Source organism: Sutcliffiella cohnii (assembly GCF_002250055.1).
Taxonomy (GTDB): Bacteria; Bacillota; Bacilli; order Bacillales; family Bacillaceae_I; genus Sutcliffiella; species Sutcliffiella cohnii.
This window is the reverse complement of sequence record NZ_CP018866.1, coordinates 2764333-2780133: the sequence shown is the minus strand read 5'-3', so window position 1 is coordinate 2780133 and position 15801 is coordinate 2764333. Positions and strand designations below refer to the sequence as shown.

General features: G+C 33.8%; 16 protein-coding genes and 1 riboswitch. Of the genes, 14 read left to right on the top strand and 2 right to left on the bottom strand.

Annotated elements, in window-relative coordinates; all coding sequences use genetic code 11:
- Positions 1-54 precede the first annotated feature (54 nt).
- Positions 55-194: riboswitch (FMN riboswitch) on the top strand.
- 172 nt (positions 195-366) lie between these two features.
- A complete protein-coding gene (locus BC6307_RS13840) occupies positions 367-957 on the top strand; it encodes an ECF transporter S component (RefSeq protein ID WP_268874281.1) in 591 nt (196 codons plus the stop codon).
- A 228-nt stretch (positions 958-1185) separates the two neighbouring features.
- Here the strand turns inward: BC6307_RS13840 and BC6307_RS13835 are convergent, their stop codons facing one another.
- Positions 1186-1434, bottom strand: a complete 249-nt coding sequence (locus BC6307_RS13835) for a ferredoxin (protein WP_066418550.1) — start codon at positions 1432-1434, stop codon at positions 1186-1188.
- Between the two features lie 263 nt (positions 1435-1697).
- Between BC6307_RS13835 and BC6307_RS13830 the strand changes: the two genes are divergently transcribed.
- The 10 genes from BC6307_RS13830 (at position 1698) to BC6307_RS13785 (ending at position 11408) form a co-directional block, all read left to right on the top strand.
- Entirely contained in the window at positions 1698-2774 is a 1077-nt protein-coding gene (locus BC6307_RS13830; RefSeq protein WP_066418548.1) for a YpbB family protein, read from the top strand.
- Positions 2743-4269, top strand: coding sequence for a RecQ family ATP-dependent DNA helicase (locus BC6307_RS13825; RefSeq protein WP_094366133.1), 1527 nt, complete (start codon positions 2743-2745; stop codon positions 4267-4269). Before BC6307_RS13830 ends, BC6307_RS13825 begins: the two co-directional genes overlap by 32 nt.
- Positions 4262-4876, top strand: a complete 615-nt coding sequence (locus BC6307_RS13820; RefSeq protein ID WP_066418546.1) for a CPBP family intramembrane glutamic endopeptidase — start codon at positions 4262-4264, stop codon at positions 4874-4876. Before BC6307_RS13825 ends, BC6307_RS13820 begins: the two co-directional genes overlap by 8 nt.
- Positions 4869-5516, top strand: a complete 648-nt coding sequence (locus BC6307_RS13815) for a LysM peptidoglycan-binding domain-containing protein (RefSeq protein ID WP_066418543.1) — start codon at positions 4869-4871, stop codon at positions 5514-5516. Before BC6307_RS13820 ends, BC6307_RS13815 begins: the two co-directional genes overlap by 8 nt.
- 636 nt (positions 5517-6152) lie before the next feature.
- A complete protein-coding gene (locus BC6307_RS13810; protein ID WP_066420211.1) occupies positions 6153-6608 on the top strand; it encodes a DUF2663 family protein in 456 nt (151 codons plus the stop codon).
- Positions 6609-6663: 55 nt separating this feature from the next.
- On the top strand, positions 6664-7050 hold the full coding sequence (locus BC6307_RS13805; protein WP_066420209.1) for a hypothetical protein: 387 nt from the start codon (positions 6664-6666) through the stop codon (positions 7048-7050).
- Positions 7051-7833 (top strand): metallophosphoesterase, encoded by a 783-nt coding sequence (locus BC6307_RS13800; RefSeq protein ID WP_305791248.1) that lies wholly within the window; start codon positions 7051-7053, stop codon positions 7831-7833.
- Between the two features lie 268 nt (positions 7834-8101).
- Complete coding sequence (locus tag BC6307_RS13795) at positions 8102-8689, top strand: genetic competence negative regulator (RefSeq protein ID WP_066420207.1); 588 nt, start codon at positions 8102-8104, stop codon at positions 8687-8689.
- Positions 8690-9012: 323 nt separating this feature from the next.
- Complete coding sequence (locus BC6307_RS13790) at positions 9013-10293, top strand: Glu/Leu/Phe/Val family dehydrogenase (RefSeq protein WP_066420206.1); 1281 nt, start codon at positions 9013-9015, stop codon at positions 10291-10293.
- A gap of 143 nt (positions 10294-10436) precedes the next feature.
- Positions 10437-11408 (top strand): YpdA family putative bacillithiol disulfide reductase, encoded by a 972-nt coding sequence (locus tag BC6307_RS13785; RefSeq protein WP_066420204.1) that lies wholly within the window; start codon positions 10437-10439, stop codon positions 11406-11408.
- A gap of 39 nt (positions 11409-11447) precedes the next feature.
- Here BC6307_RS13785 and BC6307_RS13780 read toward each other — a convergent pair whose 3' ends face one another.
- Positions 11448-12416 (bottom strand): asparaginase, encoded by a 969-nt coding sequence (locus BC6307_RS13780; protein ID WP_066420202.1) that lies wholly within the window; start codon positions 12414-12416, stop codon positions 11448-11450.
- Positions 12417-12525: 109 nt separating this feature from the next.
- Between BC6307_RS13780 and prsW the strand changes: the two genes are divergently transcribed.
- The 3 genes from prsW to ypeB all read left to right on the top strand — a co-directional run bounded on the left by prsW (position 12526) and on the right by ypeB (position 15776).
- Positions 12526-13179 (top strand): glutamic-type intramembrane protease PrsW, encoded by a 654-nt coding sequence (gene prsW, locus BC6307_RS13775; protein WP_066420200.1) that lies wholly within the window; start codon positions 12526-12528, stop codon positions 13177-13179.
- A gap of 220 nt (positions 13180-13399) precedes the next feature.
- The gene (sleB, locus tag BC6307_RS13770) at positions 13400-14419 is read left to right on the top strand and encodes a spore cortex-lytic enzyme (protein ID WP_066420199.1); all 1020 of its coding nucleotides are present in this window, start codon (positions 13400-13402) and stop codon (positions 14417-14419) included.
- 16 nt (positions 14420-14435) lie between these two features.
- Positions 14436-15776, top strand: a complete 1341-nt coding sequence (gene ypeB / locus BC6307_RS13765; RefSeq protein WP_066420197.1) for a germination protein YpeB — start codon at positions 14436-14438, stop codon at positions 15774-15776.
- Positions 15777-15801: the final 25 nt, after the last annotated feature.

The window sequence follows — 15801 nt, the reverse complement described above, 5'->3', positions numbered from 1 at the left end:
TCCTATTTTAGCATTATTATAGTATATTAGTATTGTATTTTAAAATATAATACGATTCATCTTCGGGGCAGGGTGTAATTCCCGACCGGCGGTGTTGAGTTAATGTTGTTAACTCTTAGTCCGTGAGCCTGTAAAAGGGCTGATTTGGTGAGATTCCAAAACCGACAGTATAGTCTGGATGGGAGAAGATGGAGGTTCAAAGCGTGCAAAAAGAAATGCTTGTACGTCTATTTGAGTTCGTCTCCCATTTATTTTCACAATAAATGGGTTTTTATTTTGGAGAAAAAATGGAATGTAAATGATACTCAGGTGCTTTGAACTTCCTTTTCAATCGAGATGGGTCTTGATGAGAGGGAGAGAAACAACGTGAAGAGAGAAAAATCAGTAAAGAAGTTTGTCTTAATTGGAATGTTAAGTGGAATTGCTTATGTGTTAATGTTTTTAAGTTTTCCGATTCCACCGCTACCAGCATATTTGTCTGTAGATTTTAGTGATATTCCGGCTATAATTGCTTCATTTATTTTCGGCCCAGTTGCCGGTATTACTGTTATTGCAATAAAAAATCTTTTAAACTATTTAGCGCAAGGAAGTATGACGGGTATTCCAATTGGACAATTCGCTAATTTTACTGCAGGAGTATTATTTGTGTTACCGACATATTTTGTATTTAATAAGGTACGGTCAATGAAAGGGTTGGCGGTAGGACTTGTAGCTGGAACATTCTCAATGGCTGTTTTTATGAGTATTCTAAACTACTTTGTCTTTTTACCTGCATACACTATTTTTATGGGGTGGCCAGCTGAACCTTCCTCCATTGTTATCCAATCAATTGTATATGGAGTACTGCCATTTAACATTATTAAAGGCATACTAGTAGGAGTTATTTTTGCTTTACTATATAAAAAATTATCTCACTGGCTAACGAAAGAGATGTATGTTAAACCTGTTTCATCTTAAGAAATGCAGGATTGACCAATAATTCAATAAATCATAAAACAGTGGGAAAACGAATCGTTTCTCCACTGTTTTGTTTGTATTCTTTTCATAAACCACAATCTAATCTATACTCATAGAAAATTTTACACTTACTACTAATTGAATTTTTAAATCATTATAAGGGTAGGGAACAAAAAAGTCCTAAAAGTCAGTTTCTACTGACTTTTAGGACATTCCCGTTTACTTATACTATTCAAATTTTAACGCGTCACCATCAAATGGCTCATCAGCAATTTTAATAGAATCAGTAGGACAACCTTCAAATGCGTCCATCATATCTTCTTCCAATACTTCTGGAATTTCAACAATTCCTTGGTTATCGTCTAATGTTACGAATGCAATGCCTTCATCGTCGTAATCATAAATGTCTGGAGCAGCAGCGCCACAAGCACCACATGCGATACAAGTTTCTTTGTCTACAATTGTGTATTTTGCCATGAAAAATAAACCTCCCAAAGTTTTCACTGTATAATGGATCCAAATAATATTTGGAAACGTATTCTCATAAACATTGTAAAACTCTTTTATAAACTTTTCAATAGAAAAGTATTGAGAATGCTTATCAAATAAGGGTTTTTGCTAATTAATACCGGTACAACCATACAACTACGTCCAAAAAAGATTATTTTTTTGATAGAATGGTGTTATAGGAAATGAAATTATAATCCGACTTATTGGATAAAGGTGTTGAAATTTTCAATATGAATACTTTTTTATTTGTTATTTTATATTGTATCCATCGTTTTCATGGAGAAAGATCTATCTCTGCTATATATCATTTACTAAAAGGAAAAAAATCTTCCCAAACAATTCAAGATGCCAAACTATATACTTTGTATCCGTTATTTGGTATTTTTCCAACAGTTGCAAGAGAAGATCTTCAAGAAGCAGTTAACTATCTCCTATATCATAATTTTATTAATCAAAGTGAAGAACGTTACAGTGTTACGGAAAAAGGTGTGAACATTTTAAATGAGTGGATAAAAGCCAATCCGCTACCACATTCTTTAAACGGCTGGGAATATCGTGATAAATGGATGATCTTTTGGAAGCGATATACGCTAATTACACAAACGATATCAAATTTAATTCGCGGGAACGGAAATTTTATTCCTATTCAATATGATTTTGAAATTCAATTATTTGTAAAACAATTTTTAAAAATGTGGAGTAAGGAAGAATTAGCTCAAAAACTAAAAGTTGAAACAGAATTAATATTAAAAAATCAACCACAATTACAAGCTAATTTATTTGTTATACAATTATCGGGTTATAGTACTGCAGGAAATACAATTCAACAAGCAGCTAGAAAGTGGAATATAGACTCAATTTGGGCTTCAATCCTTTTTCAAGCTTGTATACATTCTATTTTACATACACTAAAGGCTGAACCAAGTAAATTTCCTGTGCTATCAAGTATATGTAACGATCTTATTTCACCAATGACACAATTAACAAAAACTACACAAACAACGATGCAACTTATTCAAAAAAATTATACAATTGAAGAAATCGCGGTAATACGAAATTTAAAAGAGAGTACTATTGAAGATCATATCGTTGAAATTACAATGAATTTCCCAGAATTCTCGATCGCTCCGTTTATAAACGAAGAACAAGTGAGGGAAATACAAGAAAAAATGTATCATCTACGTACAAAGCAACTTAAGAAGATAAAAGAAGCGATTAACAAAGATGATATTTCATATTTCCAAATAAGATTGGTTTTAAGCAGAATGGGTGATAATGTTGAACTTACTAGAACTAGTAAAAGATAAAGTTGGATACGCTAACTTTCGTCCAGGTCAAGAAGCAATAATAAAGGACGTGGTCTCAGAAAACGATGTTCTTGCACTGCTACCTACTGGTGGTGGAAAATCTTTATGCTATCAACTACCTGGTTTTATTTTGGACGGTACTATTATAATCGTTTCTCCACTATTAAGCCTTATGGAAGATCAAGTTCAACAAATGAGATCAAATGGTCTCAAGGATGTAATTGCAATTAATTCATTTTTAACTTTTCAAGAAAGAGAAAGGTTATTAAAGCATTCTTTAAATGTTAAGTATATTTTTATTTCTCCAGAAATGCTACAATCCACGTTATGGCAAAAAAAATTACTTCAATTAAAAATTGCTCTTTTTGTAGTAGATGAGGCTCATTGTGTGTCGCAATGGGGTCATGATTTTCGAACAGATTATTTAAAGCTTGGGTTAATCCGTGAGCAATTAGGCAGTCCACCTTGTTTAGCTCTTACTGCAACCGCTACGGAGGAAGTAATAAAAGATATAAAACATATACTACAGTTACAAAACCCAAAGGAACATATATATTCAGTTGATCGCCCTAACATAGCTATTCAAGTAGAAGCGTGCGAAAATGATTCTCATAAAGATAGTCAATTGTTAAACTATTGTCAAACTTTACAAGGGCCAGGCATCATTTATTTTTCGAGTAGAACAAAAGCGGAAGAAATGGCATTATTTCTTCAAGAAAATGGTATTGCTGGTGTAGAGTTTTATCATGCTGGCATCCCACAAGAACAAAGAATATTAATTCAGCAACAATTTTTGTTAGGAAACATATCGATAATATGTAGTACGAGTGCTTTTGGGATGGGAGTGAATAAGCAAAATATTCGTTTTGTTATCCATTATCATATACCAACACAAATGGAATCGTATGTTCAGGAGATTGGTAGAGCCGGAAGGGATGGTGAAAAAAGTATTGCAATTCTTCTTCATACGGAAGAAGATCAATACTTGCCGCAATTAATCATTCAAAATGAACTACCTGATGAGGCGACTGTACAATTTGTTTTGAAGCAAATCTTTACATTATGGGGAAGCATTTCAACATTAACGAAAGACATGGAAACATTTTTTGTAGAAGAAATGAATATTAAAGAAGTTTATTGGCGCTTTCTTGGTTATCATATTACAAGTTTTATTGAAGTGGAAGGAACAATCGGTAAAGATAATGGACTAAAACTTCTTGAAAGCTTGAAAAAAAAGATTGACGGAAGAAACATTTTAAAACAAAATAAACTAAATTATTTCTTATCCTGGATTCGACAAATAGAGTGTAGAAGAAAAGCATTACTCGAATATTTTCAAGATAGCTCACATTTTGCTGCTACTCCATGCTGTGATATTTGTGGAATAAACATTACCGATTATAAGATTCAAGAAAAGGAAAAGAGTGAAAAACAAACTTTTAATTGGCGTGATAGACTAACGTACTTATTTGAAAAGGAAACTCAAAATGAATAACAAACAAGCTGAATTAGTTAAACAAATGACAGACAAAGAGCTAATCAAACATTTATACTTTTCGCAATTTCTTTTTCTATTGATAGGAATTGTTTTAGCATTTTTCTTATTTGACGGATGGAGTGATTTTTTATCCATTTGGATAATAAATATATATGACATCTTTGTTATTGGTTCTATTATAGGGTTAGCCGTTGTTTTCATTGATCTTTTTTTGATGAAGTATGTACCGAAGAGCTTATTTGACGATGGTGGCATAAATGAAAAAATGTTCCAACGGAGAAGTGTACCACACATTATTTTGTTAACGTTTATAATTGCAGTGGCAGAAGAATTTTTGTTTAGGGGTGTCATTCAAACACATTTTGGATTATTGTTTGCTAGTATTTTATTTGCGCTCTTACATGTTCGGTATTTAAAAGTTTGGTTGTTGTTAGTTTCTGTCGTAGTTTTAAGTTTTTTACTTGGATATGTGTATGAAATAACAGGAAGCCTTTTCGTTACGATTTGGGCCCATTTTATTATCGATTTATTACTGGCGTTAAAAATTCGAAGCGATTATATAAAGAATAAATTAAATAATAATGGGGGTGGTTCTAATGGATAAGAAAAAGGAAACGAAGGATCAAGCTTCAGAGTTACGAGATAAGGCAAAAATAAAAAAGGCATATCCACCTCGAAGTAAGGTTCATGCTGATAAGAAGAAAAAAACAAAATGGAAAATACATTATCCTATCGTCAGATTAGTTTTTATTTCATTTTTATTAATACCAATTGTAATACTTGCGGTTACACAGCAACAAAAAGGGAATTCCATCCTTTCTAAAATACTTCCAACGGAAAATCGAATGGCAGAACAAATTCAAATTAGTAAGCCAACGAGCCAACCTTCACAAGAAGATAAAAAGGATGAAGAAAAGGATGAGGAAGTTGTTATAGTAGATAAACAGACTGATAGTTCGATAAGCAATCCGAAAGACAGTGGAAACAACTCGAATAATAATACGAAAGATCCGAAATCTGAAGCAGAGCCGAAAAAAGAAGAAAAGGTTATTGACCGACAAAAAATTGAAGACAATGTAGAAATTAAATATCATACTGTTGAAAAAGAAGAAACTTTATATCGTATTTCGATGAAATATTATAACGGCAGACATGGAGAAAAAATTATCCGAGATTATAATGGACTAATTAATAACGATATAAAAGAAGGCCAAGTGTTAAAAATACCAATTAAAAAAGAGTAGGTACTAAAATAGGTGGGACGTTCCCACCTATTTTTTGTGCTTCGTTTAGGAAATTATAAAAGTGGAAAGCTGTGGATAACTACTAACTTTGTGTTGCTACGTCTAGCTCCGGCGGCTTGGCCCTCGAGACATAAGTCAGTCGCTTCCGGTGGACAAAGAGCGTCCACCTGCAGCGCCGCACCTTTCTTGTCGGGCCAGAACGAGCCGCCTCCGCTTTTGTGTTTAGCTCCGGCGCTTAGGCCCTATCAAACTTCCCTTATCCGAAGTACGATAAGTCAACACCGGCTCCTCCGTCGCCGTGTTTCCTATATCACAACCGTAACAGTCCAGTTTGTACGGGCCTGAACGAAGCGCCTGCGCTTTTGTTCTTTTAATCTTGTTTTCAGAGGAGACATCCATGCGAGTGAATTTTGCAAAAAAGTGAAAATGAAAAATAGACTTCTGTTTTGAACAGGATTAAGATTCTGCATTTCAATATTTAGAACAGAAGTAAGTGAAACGGACTAACTATAAAACGCATAATCTCAATCAATGTTTAAAGAAATGCCATTACTGAAATTCGGTATTGTTATCATAAAAATTGGACAGGCGAATAAATTTTAAGTAGAGAAATAATGAAAGAAAGTAGGTAATAATATGGAGCCTGTTATTCAAAATTTAAATGATTATACAGATAAAGCAACAAAACAAACATTACAACTATTAGTGGACAAAAAGCGAAAATTTGAGAAGTTTAAAAAAAGAGAATTGATGTGGCGAAGTGCTACATTATTGAGTGTTGGACTATTTATAGTATATATTTATTATTTTGTTATAAGCGGCGTTAGTAGCTACTCCATTGCTTTTTCTTATTTCTTTGATAGAGAAATTCATTTTTATATTGTCATGTTTATCGGTTTTCAAATTGGGATGGTGAAATATTTATTATATAAAAAGGACAAGGCCGAAAAAGAATATCAAGATCTACGAAAAGAAACGGTAAAAAGAAGTGATGATTACTGGAAGCAGAAAGAAGAATGGAAAAGCCGTCACGAAGTATTTGAAATGATGAAGAAAGAGTTTGATATAAATTTATATCATGAATCAAAATGAAGTAATCATCGCCTACCTAATCAATACATATAGTGGAAGGTAGGGGTGATATACTTTGTTGAAAAAAAATAGTGTAAAGCTTATAATTGCAACAATATGTGGTTACATTTACATAGGGGCAGTACCGCGAAATGATGAACTAACAGAAATTTTAACACAGTTTATATTTAGCCCTTCCAAACTGTTAACAATCTTACTATGCTTTTTAATTAGTTTCACTTTTTATGCAAATATCATATTCGAAATAGTTAATAAGTTACCATTTTTAGGAATAAAAAACAGAAAGTTAGACCTTTTATTATTTCGGATTATAAGTATATTATGTATTGTATTTTTGTTTATTATTGGATTTTGGGAAACAGTATTTATTGTCTGTTTTACTTACTTTTATTTTTATTTAATGGTAAAAGATAGTAGAAAACGTGCCGGAGGAGAAGTGTAATTGTATTTTTGGATAATCGGAATTCTAATATGTTTAATGATTGTAGGTATAGTTTTACTAGTATATATGTATAGATTAGCACATGAAAATAACGTAATATTCAATAGCTTTTCCTTTGTAAATTATCCTTCTTCGTTTCGTCCGCTCCAACTGTTTTTTATTTCAGATATACATAAGAGAGTGATAGATGATAAATTAATTGTGCAAGTAAAAGCTCCTGTTGATGCGGTAATTATAGGTGGAGATTTATTAGAAAAAGGAGTTCCATTTTCAAGGGTGGAGGAAAATGTGAAAAATCTACAAAAAATTGGTCCTGTATACTTCGTTTGGGGAAATAATGATTACGAAGTAGACTACCATTATTTAGATTCGTTACTACTCTCACTTAATGTAAAGATTTTAGATAATACAGCAATAAATTTTGAATCAGAAAACGGTGAAATAATATCAATATTAGGTGTCGATGATCTCTCTCAAGAACGAGATCGACTTAATGTAGCATTAAAGGAAGCTGAAAAAAATTCATTCAAGCTATTAATAGCCCACGAACCGCCGATTGTGTCAAAATTCACAACGAAAGAAAATATTTCTTTAGTGTTAGCAGGCCATACACATGGTGGGCAAATTAGGTTGTTTGGTTACGGGCCATATGAATTAGGTAAAGTTCACCATTTGGAGCACACTACATTACTCGTAAGTAACGGTTACGGAACAACAGGAGTACCGTTAAGGCTGGGAGCAAAATCAGAAACACATCTAATAACAATTAAAGGCACGGATTAGAAAAGGGGCATATGTCTCTTTTTTTTGTTATATAAAAACAGAAATCCAAACTTTTTATGAAGAGGAAAACACTAACTACACATTATCAATAGAAGAACCCAACCATACTAATCCATTTAAATAACCACTACTTATTACCAGGAAAAGAAATGACTATCTAGCCAAACGGAGTGTACCTTGTACAATTTATTTGAAACTAGAACCAACATAGCGGTTATTTCATAAACTGTAGAAAGCACGGCATTGTGGATGTTGGGAGGAGTCATTCATGCGGCTGGAACGAATTAACCAAAACAAAATTAAGATATTCCTCACTTTAGACGATCTAACCGATCGAGGTTTAACTAAAGAGGATATGAGGCATGATACGCATAAAGTTCATCAGCTGTTTAGAGATATGATTGATGAGGCAAGTGAAGAATTAGGGTTTCATGTTAGCGGATCGTTAGCAGTTGAAGTTTATTCATTACAGGCTCAAGGGATGGTAATAATCGTTACAGCTAATGAAGAAATGGAAGATGAAGAATTTAATGACGACTATATTGAAATGCAAGTAACTGTTGATGAAACTATCGAGATACTATATGAATTCCAAACAGTGGAAGATATAATTCAACTAGCTAAACGAATATATCCCCTAAAAATAGTTGATGGTGCTTTTTATAATTATAATAATCTCTATTATTTATTGTTGAATCAAGAGCATGTAAGTCATGTTGATATGGATACAGTGATAGCAGTACTTTCTGAATACGGAGAACCGTCAATGATTACTATTCATCGTATTCAAGAGTACGGAAAAGAAATAATGGGTAGTAATGCCTTAAGCCAACTAAATAAATATTTTCATACTTAACAGCTTCCTCTCTAGAGAAAGCTGTTTTTACATAAAAGGTGGATACTTTTACAAATTTATATACCTTTACGTTAAAGAAAATCATTTTTCAAATCATACTTTTATTATAATTAGATTTATGCCAATTATTAAAAAATAACGATAAAAATAAGTTTTATTATTAAGGGAAATATAATAAAAAGGAGCCTTTTTGTAAAGGCTTACAATTTTAAAGAAAATGTTATCTTCTATCTTGCATAAAAAATTAGAAGGTGTATACTATGTCATGAAAGCACTACAAATATAATAATTACTTTAAAGGGAACAATCTAGGAGGTTTACTAATGGTGGCCGAAAATAGCAGCGAAAAAACAGAAAAACAAGATACGAAGCTTGATGTTTTAAAATCTACACAAGTTGTGATACATAAAGCTTTAGAAAAATTGGGATATCCTGAGGAAGTTTATGAACTTTTAAAAGAACCTTTACGTATGATCACAGTTAAAATACCTGTTCGTATGGATGACGGATCTGTGAAAATTTTCACCGGGTATCGTGCTCAACATAATGACGCTGTTGGTCCGACAAAAGGTGGAATTCGCTTCCACCCGAACGTTACTGAAAAAGAAGTAAAAGCTTTATCAATTTGGATGAGTTTAAAATGTGGAATCGTTGATTTACCTTATGGTGGGGGTAAAGGTGGTATTATTTGTGACCCTCGTGAAATGTCTTTTCGTGAATTAGAAAGATTAAGTCGTGGATATGTTCGAGCAATTAGCCAAGTAGTAGGTCCAACAAAAGATATCCCTGCACCAGACGTATTTACAAATTCTCAAATTATGGCTTGGATGATGGATGAATATAGCCGTATTGATGAATTTAACTCACCAGGATTTATTACTGGGAAACCGTTAGTACTTGGTGGCTCTCACGGTCGTGAATCTGCAACTGCTAAAGGTGTAACGATTTGTATTCGCGAAGCTGCGAAAAAACGTGGTATCAATTTAGAAGGAGCGCGTGTTGTAGTTCAAGGCTTTGGGAATGCGGGTAGCTTCTTATCGAAATTCATGCACGATGCAGGTGCTAAAGTTATTGGTATTTCTGATGCATACGGTGCCCTACATGATCCGAACGGTTTAGATATCGACTATTTATTAGATCGTCGTGACAGCTTTGGAACTGTAACGAAGTTGTTTAATAATACCATTACAAATAAAGAATTGCTAGAATTAGATTGTGATATTTTAGTACCAGCAGCAATTGAAAATCAAATCACGGAAGAAAATGCTCATAATATTCGTGCTAAAATTGTAGTAGAAGCTGCTAATGGTCCTACAACGAATGAAGCAACTCAAATACTAACTGATCGTGGCATTCTATTAGTTCCAGACGTATTAGCTAGTGCAGGCGGTGTAACCGTTTCCTATTTTGAATGGGTACAGAATAACCAAGGTTACTATTGGTCAGAAGAAGAAGTCGAGGAAAAGTTAGAAAAAGTAATGGTAAAATCATTTAATGCAGTATACGATACAGCGCAAAATCGACGTGTTGATATGAGGCTTTCAGCGTACATGGTTGGAGCAAGAAAAATGGCAGAGGCATCAAGATTCAGAGGATGGATATAAAAAATTTGCATACAAAAAGAACATCCCCTATCATGATTGGTAGGGGTTTTTTATGCATTAAGTAAAATACTGTAGCTTCAAAGCGAAAAGTTGTATAAAAAGGGAAGGTATATAAAAAGTCCCTTATGTTAGGAGTGAGAAGTTTGAATAAAGAAATGGTGATTATAATCGGGGGAGGTCCGTGTGGTTTAGCAGCCGCCATTGCTCTGCAAAAAGAGGGGATTCAACCGTTAGTAATTGAAAAAGGTAATATTGTGAATGCAATCTACAACTATCCTACACACCAAACCTTTTTCAGCACTAGTGAAAAATTAGAAATTGGCGATGTAGCCTTTATTACAGAAAATAGAAAACCAGTTCGAAATCAGGCACTTACTTACTATCGAGAAGTGGTAAGGCGAAAAGATATTCGAGTTCATCCTTTTGAACGTGTACTTACTGTGAAAAAAGTCTCTTCACAAACGTTTCAAGTAGAAACAACGAAAGGACTATACGAAAGTAAATATGTAATTATAGCTACTGGTTATTATGACAATCCAAACCTTTTAAATATAGAAGGTGAAGAGCTTGAAAAAGTATCTCATTATTTTAAAGAAGCGCATCCTTATTTTGACCGAGATGTTGTTGTTATTGGTGGGAAAAACTCAAGTGTTGACGCTAGTTTAGAACTAGTTAAAGCTGGGGCTAGGGTTACTGTTATTTATAGAGGTAGTGAATATTCTCCGAGCGTAAAACCGTGGATACTTCCAGAGTTTGATTCACTAGTTAAGAATGGTACAATTTCTATGAAATTTAACTCGCATGTAGTGAAAATAACGGAAACGGAAGTTGTATATGAAGGTGAAAAAGGTGAAAGAGCTACAATTAAAAATGACTTTGTTTTTGCAATGATAGGTTATCATCCTGACCATAGCTTTCTAACGAAAATGGGTGTTCAAATTGAGGAGGAAACTGGAAGACCTCATTTCAATGTACATACGATGGAAACGAATGTTCAAGGAATATTTATTGCTGGTGTAATTGCTGCTGGAAATAATGCGAATGAGATATTTATTGAAAATGGTAGATTTCACGGTGATATGATTGCAAAACATATTGCAAGTGAAGAGAGGTAGACAAGGGAACAGTTAACTGTTCCCTTTTTAAGTTAATACTTATTTTAAAAATGATTCTTGTAAATATACTGGTTCGTTCGTAGTTTGTAGGGCAACTAATAATTTTAAACGTGCTTTTTGGCCATTTAGTCCGTTAGAGAATATGACTCCAAGTTCTTTTAACTGCTTTCCGCCTCCATCATATCCGTACGTATCTTGAACAATGCCGTTAAAACATCTTGAGACTAATACGATTGGTATCTTTTCTTTTAACAATTCTTTAATACCTTCCAATGTGGCTGGTGGCATGTTACCTTGTCCTAGTGCTTCGATTACTAAACCATCAACGTTCTTAAAGGCATTAAAAACGGATGAGTCCATACCTGAATATGCTTTTAACAAAGTAACGTTTTTATTTACAGAATCGATTTCGTATTTATCACTTCTAATTGGTCGATGATGAAAAGCGATTCCTCTTTTCGTTACAATACCAACGGGACCATACTGAGGACTTTGAAAAGTAGCGATATTACTTGTATGGGTTTTCGTAGCATTTTTAGCAGTATGAATTTCATCATTTAATACAACTAAAACTCCCATCCCTTTTGCTTCAGCAGAGGATGCAACTCTAATAGATGAAAGTAAATTATATGGACCATCAGAGCCAATCTCGTTACTGGACCTCATAGCTCCAGTTAATACAATAGGTATGTCCGATTTTACTGTTAAATCAAGAAAAAAAGCTGTTTCTTCTAGCGTATCCGTTCCGTGCGTAATAACAACCCCATCAATTTGCTCTTCCTGAACTTGCTCGTCTATGTACTTTGAGAGTTGTAGCATATGCGAAGGTGTAATATGTGGTGAAGGCAAATGAAATAATTCACTCTCTTTAATTGTTATATTTTCATCTTGGATAACTGGAAATGCTAATAAAGGTTTTGTTGAAGTAGGTGTCACTGTACCAGTTATTTCGTCCTCTTGCATTGAAATTGTTCCACCAGTGTGTATTAATAATATTTTCTTCTGCATTGAACTCACCTTATGTCATAATATTTTTTTAAAAAAGAATTTTTAACTGTTTTCATACATACAATAACATGTTACGATTAAAAAAAATAGATAAAAATGAGGCAGTTATATGATCGCAATCATTTCGGCTGGTTTTGCTCCAGGGATAGCCTTATTAACATATTTTTATTTAAAAGACCGATTTCAAACGGAACCTATAAGTAATGTTATTAAACTTTTCTTCGTTGGGGCAATTTTAGTTTTTCCACTTATGTTCATCCAATATGTTATTTCCATCGAAATAGAAATCACATCCTCGATAATACAAGCCTTTTTCGTAACAGCAATGTTAGAAGAATTTTTTAAGTGGTTCTTTATTATTTACATCATTTATCATCACATCCATTTTGACGAACATTATGACGGTATAATATATGGTATGGCATTATCCCTTGGGTTTGCAACTGCAGAAAATATTCTATATTTATTAGCAAATGGTATTGAATTTGCTTTAGGTCGAGCGCTTCTACCGGTATCAAGTCATGCACTATTTGGGATTATTATGGGGTATTACTTAGGTTGTGCAAAATTCGCGATAGAAAAGAAAAGAACCATCGTTTATCTTGCTCTTGCTTTGTTTATTCCAATCGTACTACATGGTCTTTATGATTATATATTAATGTCAGGGAAGCAGTGGGGTTTTTACATGCTACCATTTATGATATTTTTATGGTGGCTTGGGCTTAAAAAAGTAAGAGTTGCAAGAAAAAGTTATACTATTTGACACTTCTATTAACAAGAAGTGTTTTTATTTTGTCCTTTTTTATAAACATAAAAGTAAACCATATAAAATGCCATTTAAACAAATAGACACTAATACTTTTACTATGTTTCAAGCAATTTCAAAAAAAGGATAATTTATAAAAACTGTACATCAATGTATAAAATACCAACTTCTACAAAAAATACTTTTAACTTATTGTTTATAGAAGAAAAAGGAGGAAATGAAAGTGAAACGTATAGCAATATTTTCATGCCTGTTCCTTTTCGGTTTAAGTTTCATTTCGTTTAACGCTAGTGAGGTTGAAGCGTTTTCTGAACAAATCATTCAGAGGGGAGCGAGAGGAGACGATGTAATCGAATTACAAGCTCGTCTTCAATATAACGGCTTTTATCACGGAACAATTGATGGAGTTTATGGGTGGTCAACGTATTGGTCAGTTAAAAACTTTCAACAAGAATTTGGTTTAGATGATGTAGATGGTTTAGTAGGGCCGAAAACAAAGGAAATGCTCACTCGTGCTACAAAGTATCATAAAGATTGGGTACATGAACAATTACGTACCGGTAAAAGGTTTACACACTACGGAGGAATGGCTTTAGATAAACAAGTAGATCCGACAGCAGAAGAAATTGAACAAGCTAAAAGAAGCGCCCAAGCACAGTGGCAAAAAGATAAGCCACAAACTACACAAGAACAAGCACCGGAAGGACAGCAACAACAACAGCAAGAGCAACAACAGCAACAACAGCAACAACAGCAACAACAGCAACAACAGCAAGAGCAACAACAGCAACAACAGCAGCAACAGCAACAACCTGAACAAGAGCAAGAACCTGAAACACCAACAGAAGAAACTCCAATGGCTACTAACATGCCAGGCGGTTTTTCCGAAAATGATATTCAATTAATGGCAAATGCAGTATATGGTGAAGCAAGAGGAGAGCCTTATGAAGGACAAATAGCTGTTGCGGCAGTTATTTTAAACCGACTTAACAGTCCAACATTTCCTAATACAGTATCTGGTGTTATTTTTGAACCATTAGCTTTTACAGCAGTTGCAGATGGACAAATTTGGTTAACACCTAACGAAACAGCCAGAAGAGCAGTGCTTGATGCGATAAATGGTATGGACCCTTCTGAAGGAGCAACGTATTATTTTAACCCAGATACAGCTACAAGTGGTTGGATTTGGGGACGTCCGCAAATTAAGAGAATCGGAAAACATGTTTTCTGTAACTAAAGAGGGTGGTGTCTAAATGTTACGACTAGTAATAATAGCTGTATTGGCTATTGCAGTAGTTGGTACTGGATATTGGGGTTATCAAGAGCATCAAGATAAAAATGCTGTATTAATTAACGCAGAGAATAACTATCAAAGAGCTTTCCATGATTTAGTGTACCATGTCGATTTATTACACGATAAAATTGGCACAACGTTAGCTATGAGTTCTCGAGATCAATTATCTCCTTCTTTAGCAGAAGTGTGGAGAATAAGTTCTGAAGCGCAAAATGATGTAGGTCAATTACCGTTAGCGTTATTACCTTTTAATAAAACAGAAGAATTTCTTCATCAAATTGGTGATTATAGTTATGAGGTAGCCGTTAGAGATTTAAATGATAGTCCTTTATCAAGTGACGAATATGATACTTTAGAAAAACTATATACGAGAGCAGCTGAAATACAGTCGGAGCTCCGTAAAGTGCAAAATATGGTTATCAACAACAATTTGCGCTGGATGGACGTAGAGCTCGCGTTATCTGCACAAAATCAACCGCATGACAATACTATTATTAATGGTTTTAAAACAGTAGAACAAAATGTTTCAAGTTATGAAGAAGCGGAATTTGGACCTACCTTTACTTCTATGAAGCAAACAGAAGATAGTTATCAGTACCTAGAAGGAGAAACGATAACGGAAGAAGAAGCAAAGGAAGTAGCAAGAGAGTTTCTAAGTTTAAATGGGAATGAACAAATAAAAGTAACAGAGAATGGTGAAGGATCTAATGTCGGATTTTATAGTTTAACCATCATTGATGAGACAGAAAAGGATACGTACATTGATATAACGAAAAAAGGCGGATATCCTATATACGTTATTCAAAATAGGGAAATTCCGTCGGCAAATATTAGTTTAAAAGAAGCTTCAGATAAAGCGGAACAGTTTTTAGAAGAGCACGATTTTAATGGATTTACACTCTATGAAAGTGCAGAATATGATAATACTGGAGCATTTACTTTCGTAAACGAAGTAGAAGGAGTAAAAATTTATCCAGATGCTATTCGTATGAAAGTAAGTTTAGATGATGGAAGTATTGTTGGATTTTCAGCTAAGGACTATTTAATGTCACATCGTACAAGAGATATTCCAGATGCGAGTATCAGCAAGGAAGAAGCAAGACAACAAATAAACGAAAGAGTTAATATTATGGAAGATGGTCTGGCGATCATAACTAGTGATTTAGGCGAAGAAGTACTTTGCTATGAATTTTATGGAACGATTAATAATGACACGTATCAAATTTTTATTAATGCTGATAATGGAAGAGAAGAAAGTGTTGTAAAAATGAAAAATGCTGAACAAGCATACGATATGTAAACTGTTGGGGGGGCCTACTAGCCTC